Annotated in this window: 8 protein-coding genes; 3 read left to right on the forward strand and 5 right to left on the reverse strand. The window is 70.8% G+C overall.

Translation table 11 applies throughout. The annotated features are described in order from the left end of the window. Window positions 1–9 precede the first annotated feature (9 nt). Window positions 10–5,835 (forward strand): excinuclease ABC subunit UvrA, encoded by a 5,826-nt coding sequence (uvrA, locus tag SOM08_RS02390; protein ID WP_245980908.1) that lies wholly within the window; start codon window positions 10–12, stop codon window positions 5,833–5,835. Between the two features lie 6 nt (window positions 5,836–5,841). On the opposite strand, the gene SOM08_RS02395 is transcribed toward uvrA, so the two are convergent. After that, window positions 5,842–7,374: a hypothetical protein gene (locus SOM08_RS02395; RefSeq protein ID WP_116958638.1), complete on the reverse strand. Its 1,533-nt coding sequence runs from the start codon at window positions 7,372–7,374 to the stop codon at window positions 5,842–5,844. A 190-nt stretch (window positions 7,375–7,564) separates the two neighbouring features. Beyond that, window positions 7,565–8,026, reverse strand: coding sequence for an Lrp/AsnC family transcriptional regulator (locus SOM08_RS02400; protein ID WP_116958639.1), 462 nt, complete (start codon window positions 8,024–8,026; stop codon window positions 7,565–7,567). 111 nt (window positions 8,027–8,137) lie between these two features. On the opposite strand from SOM08_RS02400, the gene mdeB reads away from it, so the two are divergent. Continuing rightward, window positions 8,138–10,720, forward strand: coding sequence for an alpha-ketoglutarate dehydrogenase (gene mdeB, locus SOM08_RS02405; protein WP_322469989.1), 2,583 nt, complete (start codon window positions 8,138–8,140; stop codon window positions 10,718–10,720). A 13-nt stretch (window positions 10,721–10,733) separates the two neighbouring features. Here mdeB and SOM08_RS02410 read toward each other — a convergent pair whose 3' ends face one another. Then, window positions 10,734–11,633, reverse strand: a complete 900-nt coding sequence (locus SOM08_RS02410; RefSeq protein WP_322469990.1) for a hypothetical protein — start codon at window positions 11,631–11,633, stop codon at window positions 10,734–10,736. A gap of 206 nt (window positions 11,634–11,839) precedes the next feature. Between SOM08_RS02410 and SOM08_RS02415 the strand changes: the two genes are divergently transcribed. Further along, window positions 11,840–12,181 (forward strand): hypothetical protein, encoded by a 342-nt coding sequence (locus tag SOM08_RS02415; protein ID WP_116958642.1) that lies wholly within the window; start codon window positions 11,840–11,842, stop codon window positions 12,179–12,181. Between the two features lie 3 nt (window positions 12,182–12,184). Here SOM08_RS02415 and SOM08_RS02420 read toward each other — a convergent pair whose 3' ends face one another. Both SOM08_RS02420 and SOM08_RS02425 read right to left on the reverse strand, forming a co-directional pair. After that, window positions 12,185–12,820 (reverse strand): hypothetical protein, encoded by a 636-nt coding sequence (locus SOM08_RS02420; RefSeq protein WP_322469991.1) that lies wholly within the window; start codon window positions 12,818–12,820, stop codon window positions 12,185–12,187. Between the two features lie 236 nt (window positions 12,821–13,056). Continuing rightward, the gene (locus SOM08_RS02425; protein WP_322469992.1) at window positions 13,057–13,437 is read right to left on the reverse strand and encodes a hypothetical protein; all 381 of its coding nucleotides are present in this window, start codon (window positions 13,435–13,437) and stop codon (window positions 13,057–13,059) included. Window positions 13,438–13,455 lie beyond the last annotated feature (18 nt).

Here is a 13,455-nt window from a genome sequence, read left to right on the forward strand (position 1 = left end):
GAGCCCTGCATGTCCGACGATCGCCGCCCCGACCTCTCCACCCCGGCCGAACCCGATGAACGGGCGGCCGATGGGGGCGGCGCCGAGGGCCTGATCCGCATCCGCGGCGCGCGCCAGCACAACCTCAAGGGCCTGGACCTGGACATCCGCACCGGCGAACTGACGGTGGTGACCGGGCCCAGTGGCTCGGGCAAATCCAGCCTGGTGTTCGACACCCTGTTCGCCGAGGGCCAGCGCCGCTACGTCGAGACCTTCAGCGCCTACGCGCGGCAATTCCTGGACCGCATGGACAAGCCGGCGGTGGACCGCGTGGAGGGCGTGCCGCCCGCGATCGCCATCGACCAGACCAACCCGGTGCGGTCCTCGCGCTCGACCGTGGGCACCATGACCGAGCTCAACGACCACCTCAAGCTGCTGTTCGCGCGCGGCGCCGAGCTGTTCGACCGCGAGACCGCGCTGCCGGTGCGGCACGACTCGCCCGAGACCATCGCGGCCGAACTGCGGCGGCGCGCCGAAGCGCAGGGGGATCCCCGGCTGGTGCTGACCTTCCCGGTGGAATTGCCCGCCAACACCACGCCCGAGGAAATCGAACAGTGGCTCTCGGCCAGCGGCTACACCCGCGTGCAGGCCGAGCGCACGGTGCAGCGCGAGGCGAAGGAAGAGGCGCCCGCCGCCAAGGGGGCGAAGAAGGCCAAGCCGGTGATCGAGGCCGTGAAGCTGCTCGACGTGGTGGCCGACCGCTTCCGCGTGGCCAGCGCCGAGCCCGCGCGCGTGATGGAGGCCATCGAGACCGGCCTCAAGCGCGGCGGCGGCCGGCTCACGGTGTACGCCTTGAAGGAAGCGGGTGAGCCCGAGATCTGGAAGTTTTCGACCGGCCTGCACTGCCCCGAGAGCGACATCCGCTACAGCGAGCCCGCGCCGTCCATGTTCTCGTTCAACTCGCCGGTGGGTGCCTGCGACAGCTGCCGCGGCTTCGGCCGCGTGATCGGCGTCGACTACGGCCTGGTGATCCCGAACGACAGGCTCACGCTGCGCAACGGCGCCATCAAGGTGTTCCAGACGCCGGCCTGGAAGGAGTGCCAGGACGACCTAATGCGCCACGCCGAGGCGGCGGGCATCCCGCGCGACACGCCCTGGGCCAAGCTCACGCCCGAGCAGCAGGCCTGGGTGAAGAACGGCTCGCCGCAGTGGAACGGCAAGTGGAACCAGCAGTGGTACGGCGTGGGCCGCTTCTTCGAGTACCTGGAGAGCAAGGCCTACAAGATGCACATCCGCGTGCTCTTGTCCAAGTACCGCAGCTACACCGAGTGCCCGGTGTGCCGCGGCGCGCGCCTCAAGACCGACAGCCTGCTCTGGCGCGTGGGCACGGCGGCGCAGGCCGACGCGGTGCTGGCGCCGTCGCAGCGCTACCTGCCCGCGGGCGTGGCCTGGTCGCGCGCGCAGCTGGAGGCGCTGCCCGGCCTGTGCCTGCACGACCTGATGCTCATGCCGCTGACGGATTTGCGGCGCTTCTTCGATTCCATCGTGCCTGCGCAGGCGGGCAGCACCGGCGAGCAGCAGGCGCTCAAGCTGCTGCTGGAAGAAATCAACACCCGCATCCGCTACCTCTGCGAGGTCGGTATCGGCTACCTCACGCTGGACCGGCAAAGCCGCACGCTCAGCGGCGGCGAGGTGCAGCGCATCAACCTCACCACCGCGCTCGGCACCTCGCTGGTCAATACGCTGTTCGTGCTCGACGAGCCCAGCATCGGCCTGCACCCGCGCGACATGGCGCGCATCGTCGACGCCATGAAGCGCCTGCGCGACGCCGGCAACACCCTGGTGGTGGTGGAGCACGACCCGGCCGTCATGCTCGCGGCCGACCGCCTGATCGACATGGGCCCGGGCCCGGGTGAGCGCGGCGGGCGCATCGTGTTCGACGGCACGCCGGCGCAGATCCGCTCGGCCGATACGCTCACCGGCGCCTACCTGGGCGCGCGCAAGACCATCGGCATGGGTTTCAAGCGCGCCGTCACCGACAGCACGCCGCGCCTCATCCTGGAAGGCGCGAGCGAGCACAACCTGAAGAACGTGTCGGTGGAGTTCCCCCTGCAGCGCCTGGTGGTGATCACCGGTGTGTCGGGCTCGGGCAAGTCCACGCTGATCCAGGACGTGCTGGCGCCCGCGCTCATGCGCCATTTCGGCCAGAGCACCGAATCGCCCGGCGCGCACGACCGCCTGCTCGGCGCCGAGCAGCTGGCCGACGTGGTCTTCGTCGACCAGTCGCCCATCGGCAAGACCGCGCGCTCCAACCCGGTGAGCTACGTCGGCGCCTGGGACGCCATCCGCGCGCTGTTCGCCGACGCGCCGCTGGCGCGCCAGCGCAGCTACACGCCGGCCAAGTTCAGCTTCAACAGCGGCGACGGCCGCTGCCCCACCTGCGGCGGCTCGGGCTTCGAGCACGTGGAGATGCAGTTCCTCTCCGACGTCTACCTGCGCTGCCCCGATTGCGACGGCAAGCGCTACCGGCCCGAAATCCTGGAAGTGAAGATCGATCGGGGCGGCCGGATGCTGAGCGTGGCCGACACGCTGGAGCTCACGGTGAACGAAGCGGCCCAGCTGTTCGCGCACGACCGCGAGGTGATCCGCGCGCTGCAACCCATCGTGGACGTGGGCCTGGAGTACGTGAAGCTGGGACAGCCCGTTCCCACGCTCTCGGGCGGCGAGGCGCAGCGCCTCAAGCTCGCGGGCTTCCTGGCCGAGGCCGCCAAGTCCGCGAGCGCCAGCCGCCAGGCCGTGTCGCGCAAGGGCACGCTGTTCCTGTTCGACGAGCCCACCACCGGCCTGCACTTCGACGACATCGCCAAGCTCATGCGCTCGCTGCGCAAGCTGCTGGACGCCGGCCATTCGCTGGTGGTGATCGAGCACAACCTGGACGTGATCCGCGCCGCCGACTGGCTGGTCGACCTCGGCCCCGAGGGCGGCGCCGGCGGCGGTGCCGTGGTGGCCGAGGGCCCGCCCGAGCAGGTGCGCGAGCACCCCACGAGCCACACCGCGCGGGCGCTGCGCGAGTACGCGGCGGCCATGGACCAGGTGCACGCGGTGGGCGAGGCGCCGGCGCCCTACCGCGCGCGCGCCGCCGCGCGCCGCGCGCCGCGCGACGAAGCCATCCGCATCGTCAACGCCAAGGAGCACAACCTCAAGCAGCTCAGCGTGGACATCCCGCGCGGCAAGTTCAACGTCATCTCGGGCGTGAGCGGTTCGGGCAAGAGCACGCTGGCCTTCGACATCCTGTTCAACGAAGGCCAGCGCCGCTACCTGGAAAGCCTCAACGCCTACGCGCGCAGCATCGTGCAGCCGGCGGGCCGGCCCGAGGTGGACGCGGTCTACGGCATCCCGCCTACCGTGGCCATCGAGCAGCGCCTGTCGCGCGGCGGGCGCAAGAGCACGGTGGGCACCACCACCGAGGTCTGGCATTTCCTGCGCCTGCTCTACGTGAAGCTGGGCACCCAGCACTGCGTGCACGACGGCGCGGCCGTGAAACCGCAGAGCGCCGACAGCATCGCGGCCGCCATCCTGCGCAAGCACGCGGGTCGGCATGTGGGCCTGCTGGCGCCGCTGGTGGTCAACCGCAAGGGCGTGTACACCGAACTGGCCGACTGGGCGCGCCCGCGCGGCTTCAGCCACCTGCGCGTGGACGGCGACTTCCTGCCCACCACCGGCTTCCCGCGCATCGACCGCTTCAAGGAACACACCATCGAATTGCCGGTGGCGGATTTCGTGGTGAACCCGGCCGACGAGGCGCAGCTGCGCCGCGAACTGGCGAAGGCGCTGGAGCACGGCAAGGGCATCCTGCACCTGTTGCACCCGCTCGACGGACTGAAAGAAGCCATCGCCGAGGGCCGACCCACGCGCGACATCGGCGCCGTGGAGGTGTTCAGCACCGCGCGCGCCTGCCCGGTGTGCAGCACCAGCTACCCCGAGCTGGACCCGCGCCTGTTCTCCTACAACAGCAAGCACGGCTGGTGCCCGGACTGCGTGGGCACAGGGGTGAAGCTCTCGCGCGAGCAGCGCAAGGCGCTCGACGACTCGGTGCGCGACGCCGACGAAAAAGGCCGCGAGCAGAGCTTCGCCGAGCCCGAAGTGGAGGGCGTGGGCGACGAGGCCTGCCCCACGTGCGAAGGCTCGCGCCTCAATGCGCAGGCGCGCGCCGTGCGGTTCGGTGGTGTGGCCATCACCGACATCGCGCGCCTGTCGGTGAGCGAGGTCCGGTCCTGGGTGCGCCGTCTCATGGACGGCCAGGACCTCAGCGGCCGCGAAGCCGACATCGCGCGCGACCTGCTGCCCGAGATCGAGAGCCGCCTGGCCTTCCTCGAGCAGGTGGGTCTGAACTACCTCACCCTGGACCGTGGCGCGCCCACGCTCAGCGGCGGCGAGGCGCAGCGCATCCGCCTGGCGGCCCAGCTCGGCAGCCATTTGCAGGGCGTGTGCTACGTGCTCGACGAGCCCACCATCGGCCTGCACCCGCGCGACAACCAGATCCTGCTCGACGCGCTGCACCAGCTCGGCCACCAGGGCAACACCCTGGTGGTGGTGGAGCACGACGAAGACACCATCCGCCGAGCCGACCACGTCATCGACATCGGCCCCAGCGCCGGCAAGCGCGGCGGGCGGGTGGTGGCGCAGGGCTCGGTGGCGGACCTGTCGGCCAACCCCGAATCGGTGACGGGCCGTTACCTGCTGCACGCCATGAAGCACCCGCTGCAGGCGCGCCGCGCCATGCCGGCGGACATGGAGGCGCTCGACCTGCGCGGTGCCGCGCTGCACAACCTGCAGGCACTCGACGTGAAGGTGCCGCTCAAGCGCCTGGTGGTGGTCACCGGCGTGAGCGGTTCCGGCAAGAGCACGCTCGCGCGCGACGTGCTGCTCACCAACGTCGCGGCGGCGGTGTCCCTGCGCGCCACGGCGGCTGGCAAGAAGGCCTGGGACAAGGGCGAGCGGCCCGCCTGGTCGGGCTGCGAACGCCTGATCGGCAGCGAGGCGGTGGACCGCGTGCTCGAGGTGGACCAGACGCCCATCGGCAAGACGCCACGTTCCTGCCCGGCCACCTACATCGGTTTCTGGGACACGGTGCGCAAGCTCTTCGCCGACACCCTGGAGGCCAAGGCGCGCGGCTACGGCCCGGGCCGCTTCAGCTTCAACACCGGCGAAGGCCGCTGCCCCAGCTGCGAAGGTCAGGGCGTGCGCACCATCGAGATGAGCTTCCTGCCCGACGTGAAGGTGCCCTGCGAAACCTGCCACGGCGCGCGCTTCAACCCCGAGACGCTGACCGTCACCTGGAAAGGCAAGAGCATCGGCGACGTGCTGCAGATGGAGGTGGACGAGGCGGTCGAGTTCTTCGCCTCCATGCCCGCCATCGCCCACCCGCTGCAGCTGCTCAAGGACGTGGGCCTGGGCTATCTCACGCTGGGCCAGCCGTCGCCCACCCTGTCGGGCGGCGAGGCGCAGCGCATCAAGCTCGTCACCGAACTGAGCAAGGTGCGCGACGAAGTGGGCCGGCGCGGGCAGAAGGCGCCGCACACGCTCTACGTGCTGGACGAGCCCACGGTGGGCCTGCACATGGCCGACGTGGAGAAGCTGATCCGCGTGCTGCACCGCCTGGTGGACGGTGGCCACAGCGTGGTGGTGATCGAGCACGACCTGGACGTGATGGCCGAAGCGGACTGGATCATCGACCTGGGCCCCGAGGGGGGATCGGGCGGCGGCCGCGTGGTGGCCGCGGCAGCGCCCGAGGCGGTGGTGGCGGCGGGCACGCACACCGGGCGTGTGCTGGCGCCGGTGTTGGCGAGGAGCTGACCCGCGTCAGCGCTGCTCGCAGGTGGGCGCGCCGCAGGCGCTCTGGCAGGCCTGCCGAACCCGCTCGAAGCGCTCGACGGCGTTGCAGGCGTAGGTCTGGGCGAAGTCGATCATCGCGGCGCGGCATTGCGGCGTGCGGTAGCGCAGGGGCACGCTGCCTTGCACCCCCGACGGGCAGGTGAAGCGGTGGTTCTCGGTCTGGAATGCCGGGCCGGTGGGCGCCTGGGCCACGGCGCGTGGCGCCGTCTGTTGTTGCGCTTGCGCGATGCCGCCGGCGCGGCCATCGCTGAGGACATCGGCCACGCCACCGCCCACGATCCGGGCAAGCTGTCCCGGGTCGGCGCCCGAGCCGGCGGCGATGCCTCCCACGGTGGCCAGGCCGGCGATGGCCATGGCCCGGCCGAAGAAGCCGCTGTCCGATTCGCTGGACGCGGCGGTGCGTTGCGCCTGCCGCTGTTCCCGCTGGGCCAGCAGTTGGGCATATTCCTGTTGAGTGCGCTCGGATTGCCCGGTCATCTGCTGCGGCAGCTCGCCCGCGCTGTTGCGTGCCGTCGGGTCCGCACCGGCCTCGAGCAGGTAGTCGATCAGGGCCTGATTGACGGTGCCGTTCTGGCCCAGGTAGGCGTTGTGCAGCGGCGTGGTGTCGTGCCGCGCGAACTCGCGCCCCGCGCTGAGCACGCGCGTGGCGCGGGCGTTGACATCGGCGCCCGCGGCCACCAGCAGGCGTGCGCTGGCCACCGCCTGGGCGCCGTCGCGTTCGCGCGCGGGGTTGCCGGGCGAGGTGTCGCGCAGGCCCAGGATGTGCAGCATGGTGTAGTCGACCTGGTAGGCGTAGTAGGGCACGTCCTTGGTGCGGGACAGGCGCCAATCGGGGTCGGAACTGAAGCGCGCGTTCGGGTCCAGGCCGAGGCGCAGGGCGGCCTGGAGCATGGCAGGCTCGGCGAAGGCGGCGATCATGCGCGGCAGCGGTTCGGACAGGGGGCGTGGCCGCAGGCGGATGCGCGCGCCCATGGCCACCAGGCGGTCGGCCAGGGCCGGGTCCTGACCCACGATCAGCGCCGCGTACAGGGACTCGTCCAGCGCGTCCTGGTCCGCGAACTTCAAGCCATGCTCGAGCAGCAGGTTCAGCGCCGCGAGGTTGCGCGCGAACAGGTGGGTCGGGACCACCCGGCGCTGGCTGAGGTCTTCACGGAGCGTGGGAGGCGGCAGGAAGAGGGCGTCGGCCAGGCGCGTCGGGCTGGGACCGTCGCCGGCGGGCCGCAACTGGGCCAGTTGCTGGTAGGGCAGCACGCGGCGCGGACCGGCACCGGCCGCCAGCGCGGCGCGCGCGAGGTCGAGCCGCTGGTCCCACAGGCCGACGGCCAGGGCGTTGTCGCGCAAGTCGGCGCTGTCGCTGGTGCGAAGCCGTTCGATGACCTGCGCGTCGTTGGTGTTGGACCGGAGGGCGCGCAGGCTGTCGCGATTGACGGTGGGGGTGGTTTCGCAGCCGGCGAGCCAGGCGGTGGCGAGCAGGAGGGTGAAGGTCAGGAGCGGTCGCATCGGCCCATGATAGGAGTCGCCTGGCGAACGGAGCCATCGCGGATGGGACCAGCGGCCACAGCACGCGGCTCGGCGTGCCCGCGCGGGACAGGAAGCCAGCGACCGTTGCCCTGTGACGCACCCGACCATCCACGTCCCCGCCGCGGCGCCGGCCAGGCCCGCGCTGGGCCTTCGCCACGCCGCCAGCGCCTCAACCGCGCGGCAGCGGCAGCGCGGTCTTGTAGCGCACCTGCTTGAGCGCGAAGCCCGAGCGGATCTTTTCCACCTCGGGCATGGGCGAAAGGCGTTCGAGGATGAAGCGCTCCAGCGCGCCGATGTCGGGCACCACCACGCGCAGCAGGTAGTCGGAGTCGCCCGTCATCAGGTAGCACTCCATCACCTCGTCGAGGTCGGCGATGCGTTGCTCGAAACGCGCCAGGGCTTCCTTGCTTTGCGTGGTCAGGCTGATGCTGATGAACACGTTGAGCCCCAGGCCCAGGCGCGCGGCGTCGGCCAGGGCCACGTACTGGCGGATCACGCCCGACTGCTCCAACGCCTTCACGCGCGCCAGACAAGGCGAGGGCGAGAGGCCCACGCGCTGGGCCAGGGCCACGTTGGACAGGGAGCCGTCGCGCTGCAGCTCGTCAAGGATCCGGCGATCAAGGGCGTCCATGGTGGTTTGTGCTGTCAATATCTGAAATTACGGCATTGTCTGCTGCTTCGGTGGCTTTTGGCGAGCGTTTCGGCAGCACATGCCGGGGCCGCGGGGCTAGAGTGCCCCGCCATGAATCCCCACGACCTCATCTCCCAGGACCCGGACCCGCAGGAAACCGCCGAATGGCAGGAGGCCTTCCTGTCGCTGCTGCAGTCGCAGGGCCCCGCGCGCGCGCGCCAGATGCTCGATGGCCTGGTGGCGCTGGCGCGGCGCGAGCGCGTGGGCTGGCGGCCGCGGCTGAACACGCCCTACGTGAACACCATCGCGGCCGAGCAGCAGCCCCCGTTCCCGGGCGACCTCGCCATCGAGGAGCGCCTGGCTTCGCTGATGCGCTGGAACGCCCTGGCCATGGTGGTGCGCGCCAACCAGGCCCATGGCGAGCTGGGCGGGCACATCGCCAGCTACGCCAGCGCGGCCGACTTGTTCGAGACCGGCTTCAACCACTTCTTTCACGCGCGCTGCGAATCGCACGGCGGCGACCTGGTGTTCTTCCAGCCGCACAGCGCGCCCGGCGTGTACGCGCGCGCCTTTCTCGACGGGCGCCTGAGCGAGCGCGACCTGATGCACTACCGCCAGGAGATCGTCGCGCCCGGGCAGGGTGCGCGGGGCCTGTCCAGCTACCCGCACCCCTGGCTCATGCCCGACTTCTGGCAGTTCCCCACGGGCTCCATGGGCATCGGCCCCATCAGCTCGATCTACCAAGCGCGCTTCATGCGCTACCTCCAGCACCGAGGCCTGCTGGACACCGGTGGGCGCACCGTGTGGGGCGTGTTCGGCGACGGCGAGATGGACGAGCCCGAGAGCATGAGCGCGCTCACCCTGGCCGCGCGCGAGAAGCTCGACAACCTGGTGTGGGTGGTCAACTGCAACCTGCAGCGGCTCGATGGCCCGGTGCGCGGCAACGATCGCATCATCGACGAGCTGGAGCGCCTGTTCGCGGGCGCGGGCTGGAACGTCATCAAGCTGCTGTGGGGCAGCGACTGGGACGGTCTGTTCGCGCGCGATCCCGGCGGCGCGCTGGCGCAGGCCCTGGGCGACACGGTGGATGGCCAGATGCAGACCTTCGCCGCCAAGGACGGCCGCTTCAACCGCGAGAACTTCTTCGGGCAGAACCCGGCGCTGGCCGCGCTGGTGCAGGGCCTGAGCGACGAGCAGATCGATCGCCTCAAGCGCGGCGGGCACGACCTGGTGAAGATCCACGCCGCCTACGCCGCCGCCGTGGCGCACCGCGGACAGCCCACGGTGATCCTGGCGCACACCAAGAAGGGCTACGGCATGGGCGCCGCCGGCCAGGGCCGCATGACCACGCACAGCCAGAAGAAACTCGACGCCGACGACCTGCTGGCCTTTCGCGACCGCTTCGCGCTGCCGCTGAGCGACGAGCAGGCCACGGGCCTGGCCTTCTACAAGCCGGCCGAGGACAGCGCCGAGCTGCGCTACCTGCGCGAACGCCGCGCCGCCCTGGGCGGCGCCCTGCCGCGGCGCGAGACCGCGTGCGAGCCGGTGCCCGTGCCCGCCGCCGAGGCCTACGCGGGCTTCGCGCTGAACGCCGGCGGCAAGGAGATGAGCACCACCATGGCCTTCGTGCGCCTGCTGGGCAACCTGCTCAAGGACGGCGCGCTGGGTCCGCGCATCGTGCCCATCGTGGCCGACGAGGCGCGCACCTTCGGCATGGCCAACCTGTTCAAGCAGGTTGGCATCTACAGCAGCGTGGGCCAGCGCTACGCGCCGGAGGACATCGGCTCGGTGCTGAGCTACCGCGAGGCGCTGGACGGGCAGATCCTGGAGGAGGGCATCAGCGAGGCCGGCGCCATCGCCAGCTGGACGGCCGCGGCCACCAGCTACAGCGTGCACGGCCTGGCCATGCTGCCCTTCTACATCTACTACTCGATGTTCGGTTTCCAGCGCGTGGGCGACGCCATCTGGGCCGCGGCCGACCAGCGCGCGCGCGGCTTCCTGCTGGGCGCCACCTCGGGCCGCACCACGCTGGGCGGCGAGGGCCTGCAGCACCAGGACGGCAGCAGCCACCTGGTGGCCGCGACCATTCCCAACTGCAAGGCCTACGACCCGGCCTTCGCGGGCGAGCTGGCGCTCATCGTCGACGCCGGCCTGCGCGAGATGCTGGTGGAGCAGCGCGACGTTTTCTACTACCTCACGTTGATGAACCAGAACTATGCCCAGCCCGACCTGCCAGCCTCGGCGCGCGAAGGCGTGCTGAAGGGCGGCTACGTCTTCGGCCGCTTCGGGCCGGTGGACGGCGCGCCGCTCACGCTGCTGGGCTCGGGCGCCATCCTCACCGAGGTGCGCGGCGCGGCCGAGCGGCTGGCGCAGCAGGGGTTTTGCGTGCACGTGTGCAGCATCACGAGCTGGAGCGAACTCGCGCGCGAGGCGCAGGCCGCCGAGGCCGAGGGGCGCGACTCTTGGTTGGGCCAGGTGCTGGCCGGCACCGCCGGGCCGGTGCTGGCCGCGAGCGACTATGTGCGCGCCGTGCCCGAGGCGCTGCGCGCCTGGCTGCCGCCGGGCCGCGCCTACCGCACCCTGGGCACCGACGGCTTCGGCCGCAGCGACACGCGCGCGGCGCTGCGCGCGTTCTTCCAGGTGGACGCGGCCAGCATCGCCGAGGCGGCGCGGCGCGCAGGGCCGGCGCGCTGAGCGCCTTGGATCTTCACCGGACGGGCAGGCTGCTGCACAGCGCGTCGAGGCGCTGGCGGAGTTCCGCTGTCACGGTGATGGGCTTGTCGGCCTTGGTTTGCGTGTTGACATGCTGGATGAGGCCAAGCGCGGGCCACCAGGCGGGGTCCTTGTCGTCAACCTGGTGCTGGCGGGCCAAAAAATGCAGGGTGTCGGCGAAGTCGCGCTCCAGATCCCGGTTCGATGCGCGCTCCTCATCGGCGAGCGCATCGTCCGGGCGGCGGGCCCCCGCGTACACCCATGGATCGCTGGCGTCGTTGTTGCCGTACTGCAGGAGCACGCTGCCCAGGGGCAGCCGGTTCACGTGGTCGCGCAGCGCCGACAGGGCGGTGCTCGCCAGCACGTGTTCCCCTTGCGGGTTCAGCCGGCCGATCCTGATCTCGGGCAGTGGTCGGGTCACGGGACCGCCGGGCGCTGAAGCGGCATTCAAGGCCGCGCAGAGCCTCAGGGAGGCCTGGCGCAGTGCGGCGGTATTGACCACGCCCTTCTTCTGTTGATCCAGAAGATTCAACACGTTCTTGGCGGCCTCGGCGACGTCGGGTCGTCCTTCGTCCCGGCTCAGGGTGGCATACATGGCAGCGACGCGCGCGCGTGTCTGCCGATGGGCCTGGGTGTAGTTGACCGGCTTGAACACGTCCCGCAGGGACTGGTACGCGGACCAGGCATTGGTGGCAAAGTACTCGAGGCCGCCCTTCTTGTGTCGGTGGATGTAGATGTAGTTGTTGCGGACCCCATGCTGGAGCACCGCGTTGAAGGACGTGGCGGCGGCGCCTGCGGCCCGCAGTTCGTTCTGGCTGGGCGCCAGGTTTTCTGGCGGGGGGGTGATGGGCTGGGCCGCGGTGCATTTGTGGTGCCAGCGGTCGGCAGAAGACATTCGGTGCATGGTCGGGACGGGCGTGGTGCCGGGCAGTCAGGAGGTGCGGACTGAGTGCGCGGCTCCGTGGCCGGGTTCCGGGCCTGGCCGAATGGCCGTTCGGCGCGGGTGGCCTGCCGGCCTTTCGGCGATCGCCCACGGTGGACAGCCCCGAACAGGCGCGATGATGCGGGGCCAGCGCCGCTGGCCGGCGTCCCCGCCCCCGCATGCCCCTGCAAACCATCCACATCCACCCCGCCGCGCCGGCCAAGCCCGCGCTGGGCGCGCCTTGCAATGGCTGCGGCGTGTGCTGCCTGGCCGAGCCCTGCCCCCTGGGTCGCGTGATATCGCGCCGTCGCCGGGGCGCTTGCGACGCCCTGCGCTGGGACGACGCGGCGGGTCTCTACCGCTGCGGCGCGATCAGCGACGCGCCAGGGGTGTTGGGTCCGCGCTGGGCCTGGGCGGCGCCGCTGCTGCGGCGCCTGGCGCGGCGCTGGATCGCCGCCGGCGTGGGCTGCGATGCGGCGATCGAGGTGGATCGGCCGGCGGCCAATGGGCCTGTGGCCTAGTGGTCACTTGAAGTACTTGCTCAGCTCATGGTCGAGGCGCTCGTCGGGGGAGACGGTGGTTCGGGCGCGTGTGGGGACCGGGGTGCGTGGGGGCTCGGGTTCGACCGTGGACGTGTCCGAATCGCTGGTGGTGCGGAGGTCGTTGTCGATCGTGAAAGCGGTATCGGTGCTTGGCTCGCCGGCCTCTTCCGCCAGGGCCTGTTTCAGTGCCTTCACGCATTGGCACAGTGCCGCGCTGTGTTGGAGCTTGTGGACGGCCCCGAGATGGGCCAGGTCGAAAAGGTTTCGGGCCGCTTGCTGAACCTGTGGTGAGTGCAGGGTGTGGAGGCCGTCCAAGCCCAAGGCATAGATGTAGCCGACGAAGTTTTGCCGCTGCTGTTTGCTTTTCCAGAGGGACCGAGTGGTCGATAGCCGATGCGTGTCTTGGCTGTTTTTCTTCAGATACAGCGTCTTGTTGGTGGGCAAGCCGTTTTTGCTTTGCGCGCCGAGGAAGGCGTCGAGCGCCGAGACCTTGGCCAGCGTGAGCGAGCCGCCCGCGCTGGGGTCCTGTATCGGGTGGTTCGCCACCGCGGCGTACTTGGGCTTGGCTGGGGCGTCGGCAGGCAGCTTGTGGTAAGGGGCGCGTGTGGTCTTGATCATGGCGGTTCGAAGGGTGGTGCGGGGGCGTCAGGCCACGGGCTTGCCTTGCGCTGCTGCAGCTTGTGGCTGTCTCTGCGTGGCGCGGCGCGAGGCCCGGGTTCCGCGATGGGCCGGATGGCGGAGGCCGCTGTCGCCGGCGCGGAACCGTGCCGCTGCGAGCGCTCACGGCATGGGTGAGCGTTCCCTTCGGTTTTTTCCAGCGGCCCAGGGGCCGAGGCGCGGGTGGGCCGCGCGCTTCAGCGCGCCAGCAGCACCGCCACGCCGATGGCCAGCAGCACCGCCGCTGCGATCAGCAACCGCGTGCGCACGCGCAGCAACTGCACCGCTTCCACCAGGCGCGCGTTCTGCTCGGCCAGCTCGCTGAGGGTCTGGGCCATCTGCTGCTGGGCGGTGGCCTGCTGGTCGATGAGCTGGCGCGCCTCGATGAGGTGCTGGCGCAGCTCGCCCAGGCTGGGTGTTTCGGCGGCCGGGTCCAGGGGCGTGCCCACGGGCGTGGGGGCGCTGGGCGCTTTCTGTTTGTCGAGCAGTTTGCGCGCGGCCGCGAGCACCTTGGGTGCGTGTTCGATCACGTCGCCCCAGGGGATGATTTTCAAGGCGGCGATCCAGGGGATGGGCATGGGGCTCCTTTCGGCCGG

The organism is Hydrogenophaga sp. SNF1 (genome assembly GCF_034421675.1).
In the GTDB taxonomy this organism is placed as follows: Bacteria; Pseudomonadota; Gammaproteobacteria; order Burkholderiales; family Burkholderiaceae_C; genus Hydrogenophaga; species Hydrogenophaga borbori.